This window comes from Pseudosporangium ferrugineum, assembly GCF_003002065.1.
Classification (GTDB): domain Bacteria; phylum Actinomycetota; class Actinomycetes; order Mycobacteriales; family Micromonosporaceae; genus Actinoplanes; species Actinoplanes ferrugineus_A.
This window is the reverse complement of the sequence record NZ_PVZG01000022.1, coordinates 13,264-32,326: the sequence shown is the minus strand read 5'-3', so window position 1 is coordinate 32,326 and position 19,063 is coordinate 13,264. Positions and strand designations below refer to the sequence as shown.

The window sequence follows — 19,063 nt, the reverse complement described above, 5'->3', positions numbered from 1 at the left end:
GATCCACCCAGGATGTTCGCGGCCCTGGGGGTGACATGGCGCTGTCGATGGGCGCGGACCCGCGTCTCACCTCGGTACTGCGCGCCATCGGGCTGCTCGACGCGGCCGGCCAGATCGATCCACAGTGGTTCGATCACCCGATCGAGTCGCTCGGCCGCTGCCTGTCGGATCCCGGACAGCGCAGCGCGGTGCTCGCCCTTCTGGGTGACGCGTTGCCGCCGGAGCCCGGCCCGTGGCAGGCCGACGGCAGCTCCTGGCACCCGGTGCTGGCGGCGAACCCGGTCGGCAACGTCTATCTGACCGTCTCGGGAACCGTGCTCGGGCTGGCCGCGCGGGCGAAGGGCCCGTGGACGGGCACGCCCGGCGTCGACCTGGCGGTGCGGTTGCCGCTGGTGGACGCGGACGGCGACGCCGTGCGGGCGGTGGCCGCGACCGAGGACGGTCCGCTCGAGGTCGCGCTGCGGGTCACACTCGGCGCGGGGATCATCCCCGAGGCGATCGAGGTGCGCGTCGCCGTGGACGCCGCGAACGGCGTGCGCGTGCGGGTAATCCTCGAGCAGAGCGGGCAGCCGCCGGCCGTGCTGGATCCGGCCCACCTGGACCGGGGCGCCGTCGACGCCGTACAGATGCTGATCCTGGCCCTGCTCGGCCACGAGACCGCCGTCGACCCGCGGATCCGCCGCCTGGTCGAGCACCTGCCCGGCGCGTTCGGCCTGGACGACGCCGTGCTCACCCCGATGCCGGTGACCGACCCGGCGTCGATCCGCCCGTGGCTGGCCGGGATCGCCGCCGATCCGGCCACGCTGCGCGCCTGGTTCCGCCACCTCGCCGGCCTGCTCGGCGGCCTCCCCCTGGACCGGGACGACCCGGCGATCGCCGGGGCCGGCACCGCCGCCGAACCGTTCCGCGCCACCCTCGTCGATCTCGGCGGCGACATCGCCGTGGCCCTCACCCTCGGCGCCACCCGGGACGCGCCCCCGGCCCTGCTGGTCGGCACGGAGATCAGCGTGCCGCTGGGCGGCGCCCGGCTCACCGCCGCCGCCACCCTCGCCTCGCTGCCGCTGGCCGGCGACGCGCCGGCCGGTGTCCTGCCGGCGGTCCGGGTGACGGTGAGCGCCCCGGTCGCCGGCGGCCACGTCGACGGCGGCGCCACCTGGGACGGCCGGCAGGTCCGGCCGCTGCTCGGCCTGCGCGCGGTCACCGTCGGCGGCACCCCGCGGACGATGGATCTGAGCAGCGCCGACGCGGTCGTCGAGGCGGTCACCGATCAGGTCGCGATCGCGGTACGCGCGGCCACCGGCGAGGCCGGGCCGGGGCAGAGCCTGCTGGCACTGGCCGGGCTGGCCGACCCCACCGGTACGGTCGGCTGGCAGCATCGGCTGGGGGCCGCCCTGTTCTCCGGCGACCCGCTCGCCGCGATCGCCGGCATGCACCGGGCCGCGCTGGACGACGACTGGGCTCCGCTGTTCGCCGAGCTGGCCGCCCTGGCCGGGCTGACCGCCGAGCCCGGCGGCGCGGGCCTGCCCGGAGCCCCGTGGCGGGCGGTGATCACCGGGAACGACGACCTCACGCTGGAGCTGGTGGCCTGGGACGACCGGAGCCCGGACACCCCGGCCGGCGCGCACCAGCTGCGCATCGGGTTGCGCATCGGCGCCGTCGCCGGCCCCCTGGAGCTGACCCTCACCAGCGAGGTGCTCGCCTTCGATCTGGGGCCCTCGGCGACGAACGCCCGGTTCAGCGGCGCGCAGCGGCTGCGGGCCTCCGTCCGCGAGCTGCCCGCCCTGGACGCCGGCGACGGTTCCAGCGTCGCCGCGCAGGCCGTCGTGCTGACCGCCGGGTGGCGGCCGGACGCGTCGCTGAGCGCCGGGGTGGAGATCCGCGACCTGGCGATCGGCGAGCTCGATCCGGTCACCGTGCGGCTGCCGCCCGGCCCGCTCGACCGTACCCGCCCGGACCTGGGGCTCGGTCTGCCGGAGGAGGCGGTGCCCGAGCTGGTCGGCCTGCTCGCGGTCCGTGCGCTGCGGTGGTGGGGTACGGACTCCGCCGCGTACGCCCTCGCGGGGTTGCTCGGCCTGCACGCCGACCTGCCCGGCCTGCCGTCCGACTGGCCACGCCTGCTGCCCGGCACGGCGGCGGGCCTGCTGTCGGCGCTGGACGATCCCCGGGCCGCCCTCGCCACGCACCTGCGCACCGTGGCGAGCGGGCACAGCCGCACCGGCGAGCCGTTCCTGCCCGCCGCCCTGCGCTGGCTCTCCGCGCTGCTCACCGGCACGGCGCCGACCGGGCCAGGCGCGGCACCCGGCCCGGGACCGGCGGTCACCGGGCGGGGATCGGACGCCGATCCGTGGGCGGTCCCGCTGCTCGGCGCCGACGTCGACCTCCTGCTCTGGCTGGATCCGCCGCCCGCGCCCGGCCCTTCCCTCGTCGAGGCCGCGACGGACGGCGAAACGCTGCTGCGCCGGCTCGCCGCGGCCGTCGATCCGCCCGCGCTGCGGGGCCGGGACCCGGGCCGGGCCGGGGAGGCGCTCGACCGGCTGGACGCCTGGCTGGCGGCCGGGGACGGGCTGGTCCCGTACGCGTCGGCCACCGCCGTGCCGGCCGGCTGGACCGTGGGCACCGCCGCCACCTGCCCGCACGACGCGCTGCCCACCGATCCCGCCGTGGTCGCCCAGGTCGTCGCCCAGCTGCGGGCCTGGGGCGCCGGGCCGGCCTGCCCGGTGCTGCTGATCGGCGGGGACGCCGCCGGCTGGTCGGCGCTGATCGGCGTGCTCGAACCCGGCCGCGACCCGGACGCCGACACCGATCCGTCGGTCCCGGCGGTCTGCCGGGTGGTGCCGGCGCCGGACGCCCGTACGGCGATCGGCCCGGTGCTCGCCGCGGCCGGCGCGGCCCGGCTCGTGCTGGCCGGCCACGGTCCCGCGGGCGTGCTGGCCCGCACGATCGCCGCCGAGAACCCCGCCCGGGTACGCGGTGTCGTCACGCTCGGCGCCCCGCACGCCGGCAGCAGCCTGCTCCCGCTCACCGACCCGGAGGTGGCCGACGCCGCCCGCCTGGCCCGGCAGCTGATCCCCGGCGACGCCCTGTCCATGCTGGCCACCCGCCTCGACGGCGGCCCGTTCCACAACGGCCGTCCGGCCCCGCCCGAGTCCTTCGCCGGCATGCCGCCGACCGGCGCCGAACCGGTGCCCGGCCTCGCGATCGGCTCCCGGGTGGGCTCCGGGCTGGTGCGGCGCCTCGCCGCGGCACACGCCCAGGACCCGGCGGCCCCGGCCGTCGCACCCAGCCACCTCGGCGTCGGCGTCCGGGTCCCGGCCGGCACCGCCCCCGGCCGGCCCGGCGATCTCACGGTGGACGGTCACGTGCGGGTCGACGCCCTGCGCGTCCGGGTCGGCACCGGCCCCGAGCCCGGCCGGCCGGCCCAGCGGATCTCCGTGCACGCGTGGGCCGGCCGCGCCGGCGGCTGGCTGATCGGCGGCCCCGGGCCCGGCGTGGCCGTCCGGGCCCGCCTCGCCGAACTGGCCGTGGTGGCCGGCCGGGACGCCACCGGCGGGGTGGCGCTGAGCACGGTCGCGGTGGCCCACGAGGCGGGACCGGCCGGGATCACCACCGACCGCGCCGAGCTGGCCGACCTGGCCGACGGTGAGCTCCGCGACTTCCTGCTGCGGCTGGGCACGGCGCCCGGCCCGCTGCTCGCCGAGCGGATGCCCGACCTGCTCACCCTGGTCCTGCCGGCGCTGGGCGCGCGGTCCACCGGCGACGGCGGCTGGGAGCTGGCACTGCCCGCCGGGGCCGTCCTCGCGGTCACGCCCGGCCCGTGGACGGTGCACGCCCGTACCACCGCGGCGGCCGGCCTGCCGATCGAGGTGGACGCCGCGCTCGGCCTGCCCGGCTTCGCCGCCACGGTCACGGCTGGTGTCACGGTCGGCGGGCTGCGGGTGCGCTGGTCGTCGGCGTCCGGGACGCTGAGCGCGGCGCTGGAGCCGTGGCTGCCCGAGGTGGTCCTGCTGCCCGCCCCGCCGCCCGCGGTCCTCGCCGACGCGGTGCTGGCCGCGCTGCCCGGGGTGCTGACGTCGGCGGCGATCGCGCTGGTGGTGCAGCCCGCGCTCGGCGACGGCGCCCGGGCGCTGCCGCTGGACCGGCTGATCTCCGCCCCGGCCGCCTGGCTGCGGCGGCCCGCAGCGCTGGGCCGCACCGACGGACCCGGGTTCGACGCGGCCGCCGTCGCCGAGCTGATCGACCTGGTCGTGACCGCGATCGGTGGCCTGCCGGGCGGCCTGACCCTCACCGCGCGGGCCGCCGCGGGCGACGCGGTCGACCTGCGGCTGGCCGGGACGGTCGCGCTGGACGCCGCGACCATCACGATCGACCTCGGGCTGGCTGCCGGCCCCGCCGGGGTCCGCCCGTCCGGGCTGGTGGGGGTCGGGGTCACGCTGCCGGGCGACTGGGGCGCGGTCACCGTCGAGGCCGGGCTGGCCGCGGAGGGTCTGGTCCTGGCGATCGTGCTGGACACCGGCGACCGGATCGACCTCCTGCCCCGGTTCGGCGGGCTGGGGGCGGTCGCCGCGGCCGGCGCCCGGCTGCTGCCCCGGGTGCTGCAGGAGCTGGTGGACGAGCTGCGGCCACCGGTCGGCGACCCGGAGGGGCTGCTGCGCGCGGTGCTCGCGCTGGCCACCGGGCTGGACGTCTACGCCGACGACAGCGAGGGTTTCACCGCGCCGGAACGCGCCGAGCGGCTGGCCGCGATGCTGGACCCGGGCTGGTGGGCGGCGCGGGCGGCCGATCCGGCGCAGGTCGCCGAGATCGTCGCCGGGATGGCCGGGATGTTCGGGCCGCCGCCGCTGCTGCCGCTGCCCGCCGGTCAGCTGCGGGCCGAGGACGGCACGGTGGTGTGGACGGTGCAGCCGCCGGGGATCGGCACGGTGACGGTGCGGCTCGGCTGGACGGCCGCCGGCCCGGTGCTCACGGTCGGTGCGGCAGGCGTACGCATCGGCCCGGTCGTGCTCGACGAGTTCGCCGCCGGCGTCGCGCCCGGGCCGCACGCCGATCTCACCCTGCACCTGGAGGTCGACGGGCTGTTCGCGCCGATCCGGCCGGCCGTACGGGCCGAGGTGGACGCGGGCCGGTTCGCGGTGGCGGTGCTGCCGCTCGGCGCGGACGCCGCCGGCGACCTCAGCCTCACGCTGGCGCCCGTGCCCGCGCTGGCGGCCACCCCGGAGGCGGCGCTGCTCCTGGTCGAGCGCTGGGGCCTGCCGATCGCCGCCGAGCTGCTCCTGCGGGCGGTCGACGGGGCCGCGCCGGGCGGCCGGCCGGAGCCGCTGCTGCGCCGCCCGCTGTGGCAGGACGGGCCGACCGCCGAGGCCGTGCTGGTCGCGTCCGGACTGGTCACCACGACCGCCGGCGGGCTGCGGGCGGCCCGGCCGCTGCCGGAGCCGGGCGGGGCCGTGCTGCGCGCGCTGCAGGCCGCCGCCACCGGCATCGCCATCCAGGTGGTGCCGGGGCAGCTGGAGGTGGCGCTGATCTCCGAACCGGCTACCGGCGGCAGCCGTACCGGCCTGCGGCTGCGGGGCCGGGCGGACATCGAGGCCGGCGAGCTCACCGTGCGGCTGCGCTTCGGGGACGCGAGCTGGCTCACCGACGCCGACCGCGGGGTGACAGTGTGGCTGCTGGAGCCCGATCCCACGCCGGGCGCGGCGCTGCCGCTGCGGCTCACCGCGGCGTTGCGGGTGGCGGGCTTCGGGATGCTGCTGTCGCGTACGGACGGCGAGCCGCTCACCGACGGCGTCGTGGTCCTCGGCGCGGCCGGCGGCCTGCTGTTCCTCGAGGCGGAGTTCCTCGGCGCCGACCGCGCTCCGGCCGTCACGGTCGGCGGGCTGGGGGCGGCGCTGGAGGTCCAGCGGGCCTTCGTCAACGTGGCCGGCGAGGATGCGGACAGCTTCATCGCCAAGGTGCTGCCGCCTCAGCTGGCGGCGCCGTTCGATCTGGCCGTCATCTACCGCGACGGCGCGCTGCGGATCGAGGGCGGCGGCGGTGAGCCGGGGCGCCTCGAGCTGGCCGTACCCCTGGATCTGGATCTCGCGGTCATCCGGATCACCGAGCTGCTGCTGGCGCTGCAGACCGGCACCGGCGGGGTCTCCATCGAGGCGGCGCTCAGCGGCGGCGCCGACGTCGGTCCGGTGCACGCGGTCGTCAAGCGGGTCGGGCTGATCGCGGCGTTCCGCCCGGAGGGCCCGCAGCTGAGGTTCCGGCCGCCGGACATGGTCGGCCTCTCGATCGACTCGCCGAGCCTGCGGCTGGGCGGTTTTCTGCTGGTGGACGAGCCCCGCGGCCGCTACATCGGCGCGATCGAGATCTCCCTGCTCGGCAAGTTCGAGATCTCCGCGGTCGGGCTGATCACCACGAAGAACCCCGACGGTACGCCGGGCTTCTCGCTGCTGTTCATCATCTCGATCATCTTCCCGACGCCGATCGCGCTGGGCTACGGCTTCTTCTTCGCCGGTGCGGGCGGCATGCTCGGCCTCAACCGCTCGGTCGACCTCGACCGGCTGCGCGACGGGCTGCGCACCGGCGCCGCCGACAGCATCCTGTTCCCCACCGACGTGGTCCGCCGGGCCGACGCGATCGTCCGTGACCTGGAGGCGGTCTTCCCGGTCGCGCCCGGCCAGTTCCTGGTCGGCCCGATGGCCCTGATCACCTGGGGCGTCCCGGCCCTGATCAGCATCAAGCTGGGCATCATCCTGGAGCTCGGCGCGCGGGTGAAGGTGGCGGTGCTGGGCGCCGTACGGGCGGCGCTGCCGGACCCCGGGTCGGCCGTCCTCGACCTCAAGGCGGCGTTCCTCGGCACCGTCGACGTGGCCGCCGGGCTGCTCACCTTCGACGCCGCCATCTACGACTCCTACCTGGGCACCGGCGACCTGAAGTTCACCTTCGAGGGCGACATCGCGGTCCGGCTGTCCTGGGGCGCGCAGCCCGACTTCGTGATGTCGGTCGGCGGGTTCCACCCCACCTACAAGCCGGCCGCGCACCTGCGGCTGCCGACGATGCGCCGGATCAGCATCAGCCTGCTGCGCGACAACCCGCGGCTGACCCTGGCGACCTACTTCGCGATCACCTCGAACACCGTCCAGTTCGGCGCCCGGCTCTCCTTCTACCTCGGGGTCTCCGGCTTCTCGGTGGAGGGCGACTTCGGCTTCGACGTGCTGTTCCAGTTCTCGCCGTTCCGGTTCGACGCGCACGCCTGGGCGCACCTGGCGGTCAAGGCCGGCGGGTCGGTGCTGCTCTGCCTCACGCTGGACTTCACGCTGCGCGGGCCGGCCCCGTGGATCGCCCGGGGCACCGCCTCCTTCTCGATCCTGTTCTTCTCGGTCTCGGTCGAGTTCGAGGCGACCTTCGGCGACACGGTCCTCGACACCATGCCCGGGATCGCGCTGCTCCCCCGGCTGATCGAGGAGCTGGGCCGGCCGGAGAACTGGACCGGCGCGCTCGCGGCCGGCGCGACCTCGGTGGTGTCCCTGCTCGCGGTGCCGTCGACGGTGATCGACGCCGGCGGCTCGCTGACGGTCAGCCAGCGGGTGCTGCCGCTGGGCACCGACGTCACCCTCTTCGGCACCAGCAAGCCGACCGACCTGCGCCGCCTCGACCTGCTCGGGCTCGACGTCGGCGACGACCCCGCCGGGTCCGAGCCGGTGACCGACGCGTTCAGCCCGGCCGCGTTCCAGGAGATGTCGGACAGCGACAAGCTGCGCGCGCCGGCCTTCGAGCGCCGGCCGGCCGGGGCCCGGGTCACCTCCGGCGCCCGCCTGCACACCACCCACACGGTGGTCCGGCCGGCGAAGTTCGACCTCATCGTGGTGGACGCGGACGACACGACCGTCACCGTCGCCCGGCCGCTGGACGCGGCCACGCTGGGCCGGCAGGTGCGCGGCGCGGCGGCGGCGCGCAGCCCCGCGGCCAAGCGCCGCCGGCTGGACGCCGAGACCGCCTCGGTGCTCGCGGCCGGCGAGCCGGCCGACGCGTACGCGGTGACCTCGCTCGGCGACCTGCGCCCGCTGACCGCCACCGGCGGCCCCGCAACGCCCGGCAGCCCGGAGGCCCGGCTGCCGCGCAGCGAGGCCGAGCAGCTCGCCGCGGCCCTCGACAACGCCGGCTTCGACGTCCAGGTCGTGCCGGCCGCCCAGGTGGAGGTGCCGGTCCGATGACCCAGCCCGGCGAGTACACGTTCGTACCGTGGTTCCGGCGCGGCGCGGCGGCCGACATCACCGTCGCCGACGACCTGACCGCGACCGCCACCGGCCGCGCGACGATGCCGGTCCGCGTACGCCTGCGGTACGTCCCCGCCGCCGGCGGCCCGGCGCAGCCGCTGCCCCCGGTCGAGCGCACCGTCGAACTGGTCGGCCCGGGCGACGTCCGCGCGCTGCTCCCGGACGCCGTGCTGCGCCTGCACCCGCCGGAGAACACCCGCGACGCGGTCCCCGGCGAGCTGGCCTTCGCCGAGTTCTACGACGAGGACCTGCCGTGGCGGTTCACCCCGGCGCGGGCGGCCGAGACCGCGACCGGCGCCGGCCCGGCCACCCGGCTGCGCCCGTGGCTGGCGCTGCTGGTGCTGACCGACGACGAGCACTCGGTCGCGCCGCGCCCCGACGGGACAGCCGTGCTGACCGTGCACCCGGCCGCCGAGCTGCCGCCGGTGCTGGAGTCGTGGGCGTGGGCGCACGCCCAGCTGACCGGCGGCTTCGCCGATCCGGACGCGGCCGGCGCGGAGGCCGACACCCGGCCGGACTCGGCGGTCGCCCGGCTGCTCAGCCCGCGCAGGCTGCTGGCGGACACCGCCTACACCGGATTCCTGGTGCCCGCCTTCGAGACCGGGCGGCTGGCCGGCCTCGGCCTGGACACCGCCACCACGCCGGCCCAGCAGGCGTCCTGGGGCACCGGGCAGGCCGACCGGCGCTTCCCGGTCTACCGGTCGTGGCGGTTCCGGACCGGCGCCGGCGGCGGCTTCGAGGCGCTCTGCCGCGGCCTGACCGGGCGCCCGGCCGGTCCCGGCTTCGGCAAGCGGCCGGTGGTGCTCGACCTGGACGGCCACGGCCTGCCGGACCCGGCGGTGGCGGGGACGCCGCTGCTGGAGGGGGCGTTGCGGCCGCCGGACTTCTCCCGTACGCCCTATCCGGACTTCCCCGGCACCGCGCTGGTGGCCGGGCTGGAGTCGCTGGTCGACCTGGGCGCCGACCTGCTGGATCCGGGAACCCCGGCGCCGGCCGACCCGATCATCGCGCCGCCGGGCTACGGCCGCCTGCACGCCGGGGTCGGCAGGGTGTCCGACGTGGACGATGCCGGGGAGTCCGGCTGGGTCCGCGAACTCAACCTCGACCCGCGCAACCGGGCCGCCGCCGGGCTGGGCGCCCAGGTGGTGCGCGACCGCCAGGAGGAGTTCATGGCCCGCGCCTGGCAGCAGGTCGGCCGGCTGCGGGACGCGAACCAGCGGCTGCGCGAGGCGGAGCTGGCGCTGGTGGTGTCGCGCTCGGCGTACGCGAAGCATCTCGACGGCCTGGAGCCCGACCGCGCCCTGCTGCTGACCGCCGCCGCGCACCGCGGGCTGACCACCACCGTGACCGGCTCGCCCGGCGCGCTCACCGCGGGCCCGGTGACCGTGCGCGGCGCGGTGACCGCCAGCCGGGTGCCGAACGCGGTGCAGGACCCGGCGTTCCGGCGGCTGACCCGGCCCGCGCGGCCGTTCGTGCGGCAGGCCACCGGCGGGCGGACCGTGGACGCCTTCCAGCACGGCCTGATCCGCGAGCTGGACGGGACGGTCTCGGCGGCGCCGGTCCTCGCCCCGCCGGCCACCACGGTCCCGATCACCGCCGCGATGACGCTGGCCACGGCGGCGGTCGCCGGGCTGACCGGCCACGCCGACGAACCCAAGCGGGTCTTCCTCACCCTCGCCGCCGACGATCTGGCCGCCCGCCCGGGCCTGCCCACCGCCCGGCAGTTCGCCGACGCGATGACCGTCGCCGCGACCGCCTGGCGGAACGCCCACCCGGCCGCGGCCGATCAGGGCCGGCGCCTGCAACTGCTGATCGACGCCGTCATCGCGGTCACGGCCGACGGCCCCGGCGCGAGGGTGGCGCTGCGCACGGCCGCGTTCGCCGCCGAGTTCGGCGACGACCTGGCCGGCAAGGGGTTCCGGGGCGTCACCGCGGTCCCCGAGGTCCCGCCGGCCGGCGGGAAGCTCGCCCGGATGGTCGACGCCGGCCTCGCCGCCGAGGTCCGCGACGACGTCGCCTCGCTGACCGCCGACCTCGCCGCCCGGCTGGCCGAGCAGGCACCGCCGCCCCCTCCCCTGGGCTCGGTGGGCGCGCTGGCGACCGACGTGCTGCGGGCCGTCGACCCGGCCCGCAGCGTCGCCGGGCGGGTCGCCGATCAGCTGCCCGGGCTGGCCGACCGCCTCGCCGAGCAGGCGCGCGTCCGGACCCGCCGGTTGCAGCCGGTGCTCGCCCACCCGACGTTCCCGGACCCGATGGTGGACGCCCTGTCCGCGCAGTCGGCCGACCACGTGCTGCCCGGCCTGAGCGGCCTGCCGCCCGAGACGCTGACCGTGATGGAGCCGAACGCGCGGTTCATCGAGTCGTACCTGGCCGGGATGAACACCGAGATGGCCCGGGAACTGCTCTGGCGCGAGTATCCGACGGATCTGCGCGGCAGCTACTTCCGGGTGTTCTGGGACCGCGCCGACGCCGCCGACCCGGACGCCGCCGACGTGCCCGAGCTGGCCGGATGGCAGGCCGCGCTGGGATCCAACGCGCTGACCGCGGCGACACCGATCGTGCTGGTCCTGCGCAGCGAACTGCTCCGGCTCCACCCCAACACCCTGGTGTACGCCCTCCCGGCGCGCTGGGACGGCGACCCCGCCGCGGGCCGGCGTACGGTCGACCCGGCCGCCCCCGCCCGCGAGCCGGTCTTCCACGGCAGCCTCGACCCGGACGTCGCCCTGTACGGCTTCGACCTGACCGCGGCGCAGGCGTTCGGCCACCCGCCGGACGACCCGGGCTGGTTCTTCGTCCTGCAGGAGCGCCCCGGCCAGCCCCGCTTCGGCCTCGACCCGGAGCACCGCGCGGCCGGTGTGCGCGGCTGGGACGACCTGTCCTGGGCGGACCTCACCGGCTCGGACACCTACCTGCGGCTGGCCGGCAACCCGGCGGTCCCGGCGCCGGCCGGCGAACCCGGGCGCTGGGGCACCACCTCGGCCGACCTGGCGGCGATCCTGCTGCGCAGCCCGGTGATGTACGCCCGGCACGCCGACGACCTACTGCCCCGGAGCACCTGATGGAGATCACCACGCTGACCGGGGACGACCTGGGCGCCGGCTTCCGGCCCGGCAACGCCGAGGCGGTGGCCGCGGTCGGGCAGGTCGCGGCCGGTCTGGACGACGCCCTGCCGGTGCTGCTCACGCCCGTACGCCTGGAGACCCGCTTCGACCGGGTGCAGGTCGCCTGGACCGACCCGGTGTCGGCGACCGCGACGCTGACCGGCGGGCTGGCCGCGCTGTCCGGGCCGCTGGAGCGGCTGGCCGGGCTGGACCTGCGGACCGTGCTGCCGGCCGGCACCCGGGCCCGCGCCGAGTACAAGCGGGACACCGAGGATCCGCTCGTGGAGCGGGCCGCCGGGTTGCTGGCCGCGGCCGGCGCCGCCCTGAGCGCCGCCCGCCCGGCCCCGGCCGACGTCGCCACCGGCACCGTGCCGGAGCTCGAGGAGCTGCGGGCCACCGCCGCCCGGCTGGGGCCCGCCCTGGCCGGCGCCCGCGCCGCGCTGGCCGGGCTGCGGTCCGGCTTCCACCGGGACCGGCTCACCGCCGAGCTCGACCGGATCGACGCCACCGCGGCGGCCGTCCTCGAGGACAGCGCAACCGTCCTCGCTCCCACGCCGGACCGGCTGCTGCGCGAGCGGCTGGAGCAGATCCGCGACGCGGCAGTCGCGCTGGACCCGCCCGGGGTGGACGAGCCCCGGCGGCTCGAGATGTTCGCCGCGCGGGCCGGCGCCCTGCGCGCGCTCACCGAACGGACCCTCGCCGAGCTCCGCGAGCCGGCGGCGCTGTCCCCACGGGAGCGGGCCGGGCTGGCCGGCCTCGCCGCGGAGGCGAGCGCGGCGGTGCTCGGGGCGACCGGGCCGCTGCTGCGGGCGGACGGGCCGGCGGCCGAGGACGCGCGGGCGCTGGACGCGGCGATCCGGCTGCTCGGCGACCGGGCGACGGCCGTGCGCGTACGCCCGGAGGGGGTGCTGCGCCCACCCCGCCCGGCGCGGCAGACCCGCACGGTCGACGTGCTGCGGGTGCGCATCTTCCCGGACGACGTGGCAGTGCTCACCCACGAGACCGGGCTGACCGCGGCCGAGCAGACGGCCGGGCATGCCTACTGGGCCGCCGGGGCGGCCGGCGGCGGCGACGAGACGGCGTTCCGCGCGGCCTGGCGGGCGCTGGTCGCCAAGCACGGCCCGCGACGGGCGGCCTGGGTCGCCCGCCAGACCCGGCCGGCCGATCCCGCGCCGGCACCCGAGCTGGAGACGGCGCTGGTCGCGATGCGCACCCTGCAACGCCGCATCGACGAGGTGGCCGGGCGCGGCGGCCGGCGGGCCGGGTCGCTGGAGACCGCCGCCCGGGCGGCGCTGGACGCGGTGCGCGCGCTGCCCGGCGCCCCGGAGCCGGCCGTGGCCCGGCTGCGCGAGCAGGCCACGTCGGCGGCGTTGCGGGCCGCCGGGCTGCGCGCCGAGGTGTCGGCGGACCTGGACGAGCTCACCGCGCACCTGGACGCCGTGGCGGCGATCCCGGTCCCGCCGCCCCCGGAACCGGCCGGCGCCAAGGACGCCGCGTGGACCGAGCCGCCGCGCGCCGGGCTGCTGCCGCGCCGGTTCGTGGTGGTGACCGTCTCCGGCGACCGGGTCAGCCACGTCGTCGCGGGCGCCGAGGTGGCGCCGGAGCTGCTGCTGGGCCTCGACCCGCGGGCCGGCGACCCGGCCGACGCGCCGCACGTGGACCCGGACGGCCGGCTGGTCGTCGGGCCGGCCCTGCGCTGGATGGTCGACTACGCGGCGGCGGAGAGCGCCGGCATGGCCGTCACCGTGCCGATCACCGCGCAGGAGGCGACCGCCGGCTTCGACCGGGTGTACGTCATCGGGCTGTCCGATCCGGACCCGGCGGGCGCGGCCGGGCGGCTGCGCGACGCCCTCGACGACCACCACTACACGACCGGTCTCGCCCTGCTGCCGGTGGACAGCCCGACCAACGTGACCGAGGCGGCCGACTCGGCGTTCACCAGCGCCGCCGACCCGGACGTCTCCTTCGACGTCGAGCAGGGCCCGGCGCTGACCACCGCCGACGCCGCCGGCCGGCCCGGCGACGGGCGGCGGCTGGCCCGCGCGCTCGGCCTGGACGCCGGGGTCTTCGCGCACGTCGCGCACGCCGGCGGCAACGACGTGAACGAGGCGCTGGACGTCAACGCCGCGCTCTGGCCGGGTACCGCCGGTTATGCCGCGGAGGAACTGCTCGGCGGGTTCCTCGGCGTACCGGCCCAGGACGAGCTGCGCGCGTTCGGCACCCGGCACGTGCTCGCCCGCGGGCCGCTGCCCAGCCTGCGGGTCGGGCGCCAGCCGTACGGGGTGCTGGTGACCAGCGCGTTCAGCAGGTGGACGCCGGACGGCAGCCCGGTCCTGCCGGCCGGTCCGGCGCTCAGCGACGCCCAGCGCGCCCAGCGCTTCCGGATGCTGCTGCGCGACGTGCTCGCGCTCATGCGACGGGACTGGGCCCGGCACCGGGCGGCGGTCCGGCACGCCGGCGAGGACGGCATCACCGACCCGCAGCAGCACATCATCGAGCTGCTCGGGCTGGAGAGCACCTCGGTCGGCTTCGATCAGCGCTTCTCGCTGAACGTCGGCCGCCGCGGCGCCGGGATCGGCCCGTCCTCGCTGCACGTCGGCCTGCCCGGTCCGGTGCCGCGCAGGGACGACAACGCCGGGGCGTTCGCGCTGCTCGACCGGTTCGCCGAGGTGTTCCGGGCGGCCGGCGGCCTCCCGGCCGGCCCGCTGCTCGACAAGGGCCTGGTCGGGGCGGCGTTCACCGGCACGTACGAGCGGCTGACCGGTTCCCGCGGCTACGAGGTCCGCTACGTCGACACCGCGGTGACGCTCACCCCGGACGGCGAGGCGGGCCCGGGCGACATCGACGCGCTGCTCGCCGCCGGCCTGGAGACGCTGGCCCGGGCGGCGGGCTCGGCCACCCCGCAGCCGTTGCTGCTCCTGCTGCTGCGGCAGGCGCTGCTGGCGCAGGCCCGGGACGTCGCGCTGCGCATCGCGGTCCGGGAGGGCCTGGCCACCCCGGAGCTGCGGGCCCGGGTCGGCGCCGGGGACCTGTTCCGGCTGAGCACGCTGGGCGGGGACGTGCGGGTGACCCGGTGGAGCTTCCTGCTGGCCCGGCTCGGCCGGCTCGACGGGCTGCTCGGCCGTCCGTACGCGGCGGGACCGGGAACGCTGTACGGCTACCTGACCGCCAACGGCGCCGACCGGCTGCACCTCTACCTGAACCGGCGCGGCGACAACCCGCTGTTCCAGGGCTTTCCCCGGTCCGGCGAGCACGCCGACCTGCTGGCGCCCGCGCGCCGGCACGCGGAGGCGGTCGGGCGGCTCGCGGCGATCCCGCCCGTACGCCTGGATCAGCTCCTCCGCGAGCACCTCGACCTCTGCTCGCACCGCCTGGACGCCTGGGTGCTCGGCCAGGCCGGCGAGCGGCTGGAGGCGATGCGCGACGCCGCGGCGACCGGCGTGCACCTCGGCGCGTTCGGCTGGGTCGAGGCGCTGACCCCGAACCCGGCGGGCAGCCCCGAGACCGACGTGCCCGCCGCGTTGCGCGCCTTCGATCCCTCGCCGGTCTTCCACGACCGGCACAGCCAGGGCTTCGTGCACGCGCCGTCGGTCACCCACGCGGTCACCGCGGCCGTGCTGCGCGCCGGGTACGTGGCCCAGGGCGACCAGCAGGGCCGGGGGCGGATGGCGGTGAACCTGTCGTCGCGGCGGGTGCGTACGGCGCTGGCCCTGATCGACGGCGTGGCGGCCGGCAACGACCTCGGCAGCCTGCTCGGCTACCAGCTCGAACGGGACCTGCACGAGGCGGTGCAGGCGGACGGCGTGGCGCTCGACGACCTGATCGCCCCGCTGCGGCGGGCCTTCCCGTCCGCGGTGCCGGTGGACCCCGCCTCCCCTGCCACCGGCGACGCCGACCGCCTGGTGGTGGACGGGCTCCGCGTGATCACGGTGGTGCGCGACTGGGTCCGGCTGTCCGGCGGCGGCGCCGGGCGGCTGCTCGACGACCTGGTGGCGGACAACTTCGCCCGTTATCCGTACGGCCTGACCGCGCCGGACCGCACGGCGCTGCTGCCGGGGCGCGGGGAACCGGACCGGCTGCGCGCGGCGGCCGAGGCGATCGACCGGCTGGCCGACACCGTCGACGCGGTCGGCGACCTCGTGCTGGCCGAGGGGATCCACCAGATCGTGCAGGGCAATCAGGTACGCGCCGCGGCGGTGCTCTCCGCGCTGGGCGAGGGCCGCGCGCCGGCCCGCCCGGAGATCGTCGACACCCCGGACGAGGGCACCCGGGTGACCCACCGGGTGCTGCTGCACCTGCCGGTCCGCGACGCCGCACCGGAGGGGTGGGAGCACGCCCCGATGACGCCGCGGGCGCTGGCCGAGCCGTCGCTGAACCACTGGCTGGGCGGGCTGCTCGGCCCGGCGGGGGCGACCCGGGTGGCGATCACCGGCCCGGACGGCGTCCGCGTCGCCGACGTCAGCCTGCGCGCCCTCGGGGTTCAGCCGATCGATCTGCTGGCCGCCCTGCACGACGGGTTCGACCAGGGGCTGGCCGAGCTGACCGCCCGCCTCGTCGACACCCGGCGGCCGGTCGACGTGCTCGACGCCGTACCCGCGCCCGTGCTCGGCGTCAGCCTCGACCGCGACGCGAGCTGGCCGGACGGCGTACGGGGGCTGCCGGAGACCGCCGCGCTGCTGGAGACCGCCGCCGCGCTGGCCACCACCTGGCGACCGGCCGAGGTCGCCGACTACCTGCTGACCGAGACGGCCGCCGGCGCCACCGGCGGCGGCCCCGACACCGCCGAATTCGACGCGCGCGCGACCGCGGCGGCCGGCGGGCTCGCCGCGCTGGCCGCCCGGCTGGCCGGCCTGATCAGCGACGGCGCCACCGCCGACCCGGGCGCGGACCCGGCGCGGTTCCTCGAGGAGCACCACGACACGTACCGTGGCGGTGCGCCGCCGGGCGCACCCATGGCCCGGTTGGACGCCTGGTGGCAGCGCCGGGCCGACGCGCGCGAGGCGGTCTGGGCCGCCGCCGGGCACGGCGTCGCGGTCGCCCCGCCGATCCGCTGGACCGGTCGCGACCAGGTCGGCCGTGAGCTCCTGGACGCCGTCGAGAACGCGTTCGCCGAGGTGTCCCGGCGGCTCGTCGCGGCGGCCGCGGCCGGCGACGCTGCCGAACGGCTCCGGGCGGTCTTCGGATCGTCCGTGATCGCGCTGCCCCACCTGCGGCTGGGCAACGAGACCGAGATCGCCGCCGGCCTGGCCGACGGGCCCGCACGGGCCGACCGGTCCGGGGTGAGCCGGTGGCTGGCCGGCGCGGCGGCGGTCCGGGAGCCGGTGCAGAGCCTGACCACCCTGTTCGCGATCGGCGAGGCGTTCGGCGCCGCGGCGACCGGGTCGGCCGTGGTCCAGCTGCCGACGGTGCCCGGCGAGACCTGGGCCGGCGCCACCTGGACGGCGGACGGCGAGCCGGGTTCCGGCGCGGCCGGGACGGCACCGGACGGCGACCGGGTCAGCCTGGTGCTGCTGCGCCCCGGGGACCGGCCGACCGGCTCGCACGCGGCCGTGGCCGTCCGCGTCGACACCTGGTCCGAGCTGGTGCCCGCGGCCCGTGCCACGACGGCGCTGGCGGTGCACTACGACCAGCCGGACGCCCGGGCGCCGCAGAGCCTGCTGCTGGCCGTACCGCCGGCGCGCCGCGGCTCGTGGCGGCTGGAGGACCTGGTGCAGACCCTGCACGACACCCTCGAGCTGGCCAAGGACCGCGCGGTCGAGCCCGAGCATCTGCGCGAGGACGTGTACGGCCAGCTGCTGCCCGCGCTGATCGGCGAGATCGGGCCGCGGGAGGGCAGCACCGGACTGGTCGAGCACCGGGTGGCCCTGGACTTCGGCCTGATGCAGAAGGGCGGGACGACGTGACGATGCCCGGGTGCGAACCGGTCCGGGTGTGGAGCCGGCTGGAGCTCAGGACCCGCCAGGTGGAGCTGGACAGGGTGCTGCAGGCGCGCACCGCCGATCCGCTGTGGATGCTCACCCGGCAGTGGCAGTTCGGCGAGTTCCAGGGCGAGGACACCGGGTCGGCGGTGCTGGCCACGCTGGCCCGCCGCACCGGCACGGTGACCGGCCTGGACATCGACGGCACCCCGCGGCCGTACCGGCCGGAACTGCCGCTGGACGCCCAGGTCGAGCAGTTGCCCCCGCACTTCCCGCCGGCCGCGCGGGCGCACGCCGGGCGCTGCTTCCTCGACCTGCTGGCCGGCCACCTGACCGCGGACGGGCTGCCGTCCGCGACCGCCGCGGCGGCCCGGGTCCTGGCCGGGCTCTTCCCCATCGAGGCCCCGGCGCTGGACCCGCAGGCGCCCGGGCAGGCCGTACGGGTGGCCCGGCGGCTGGCCGCCAGCACCGCCCAGCGGGTCGCGCAGGCGCTCGCCGGGCGGTCCTTCGACGGCGTGGCGCTGGCGGTCGCGGGCGTGGCACCGGCCGCCCTGCGCCCCGCCGTGCCCTCCGGCGGCGAGGCGGCGCTGGACCGGGCCGTCCGGGACCACGCCGCCTGGTGGCGCGGGCTCTTCCTGGACCCGGGTACGGCCGGCGAGGCGTGGGACGACGCGCGGCTGGGCTACGACTTCGGGGCGACGGTGAGCCACGGCGACGGCGAGCGGATCCGGCTGCGCGGCGGCGACGGCGAACCCGGCTGGCACGCGTTCGACGTCGAGGCCACCGGCACGGGTGCACCGGGCGGCACCGGCACCGACGTCACCAGCACCCTCCCGTCGCCGGCCCAGTTCGCCGGCATGCCCAGCTCCCGGTGGTGGCAACTGGAGGACAGCGCGGTCAGCCTGGGCCGGATCCGGGCCGACGCCGGCGACCTGACGAAGCTGCTGGCCACCGAGTTCGCCCTGCTCTACGGCAACGACTGGCTGATCATCGGCGACACCCAGGCGGCCGGCACGATGGTCGAGGTCGAGGCGGTCGTCATCACCGACACCTTCGGCCGCCGCTCGATCGTCCGGTCCGCCTCGGACAGCGCCGGCACCGACTGGTCGCGCTGGGACCTGTTCAGCGTGGCCCCGGCCCGGGAACGCGGCGCGGGGGCGCTCGCCCAGCACCTGTGGACGCCGCCGGTCGCCCCGCCGCCCCTGGACGGCCCCGTACGCGAGGAGACGGTCCTCCTGCGCGACGAGGGCAGCAACACCGTCTGGGCGGTGGAGTCCCGGGTGCCGGACGGTCTCGGCGGCGGCACCGACGGCGCCCGGGTCGCCCGGCACGTCCGCGCCACGCTCGACGAACTGGCCGGGCGGGCGGCGGCACCGGCCGGCCCGGACGATCCCGGCGTGCGCTGGCGGTACCGGCTCGGCACCACGGTGCCGGAGAACTGGATCCCGTTCGTGCCGGTGCACGTCCCGGGCGGCAACCGCGAGGTGATGCTGCAGCGGGCGTCGATGCCGCGGTTCTTCCCGCCGGGCTCGCCGCGGGTCCGGCCGATCACCGGCATCCTGCGGCCCGGCCTGGCCGAGGACGACGAACAGCACGCGCCCTACTACATCAACGAGGAGGAGGTGTCCCGCGCCGGGCTGGTCATCCGGGGCGGGATGCGGCGGGCCCGGTGGCTGGACGGCCGGACGGTGGTGTGGCACGCCCGCCGGCGCGCGACCGGGCGGGGCGAGGGCGACAGCGGCCTGGCCTTCGACCGGGTGGAACCGGTCGGCGACGGTTGAGGAAA

General features: G+C 77.8%; 4 protein-coding genes. All 4 read left to right on the top strand.

Going from position 1 to position 19,063, the window contains the following annotated elements; genetic code table 11:
* The first annotated feature begins 35 nt into the window (after positions 1-35).
* Genes CLV70_RS32410 through CLV70_RS32395 form a run of 4 tightly spaced genes read left to right on the top strand, consistent with a single transcriptional unit; the run spans position 36 to position 19,058 of the window.
* Positions 36-8,195, top strand: a complete 8,160-nt coding sequence (locus CLV70_RS32410) for a DUF6603 domain-containing protein (RefSeq protein ID WP_106130435.1) — start codon at positions 36-38, stop codon at positions 8,193-8,195.
* Positions 8,192-11,317, top strand: a complete 3,126-nt coding sequence (locus tag CLV70_RS32405; protein WP_106130434.1) for a hypothetical protein — start codon at positions 8,192-8,194, stop codon at positions 11,315-11,317. Before CLV70_RS32410 ends, CLV70_RS32405 begins: the two co-directional genes overlap by 4 nt.
* Positions 11,317-17,262: a hypothetical protein gene (locus tag CLV70_RS32400; protein ID WP_106130433.1), complete on the top strand. Its 5,946-nt coding sequence runs from the start codon at positions 11,317-11,319 to the stop codon at positions 17,260-17,262. Before CLV70_RS32405 ends, CLV70_RS32400 begins: the two co-directional genes overlap by 1 nt.
* Complete coding sequence (locus CLV70_RS32395; RefSeq protein WP_146164239.1) at positions 17,259-19,058, top strand: hypothetical protein; 1,800 nt, start codon at positions 17,259-17,261, stop codon at positions 19,056-19,058. The genes CLV70_RS32400 and CLV70_RS32395 overlap by 4 nt, the downstream gene beginning before the upstream one ends.
* Positions 19,059-19,063: the final 5 nt, after the last annotated feature.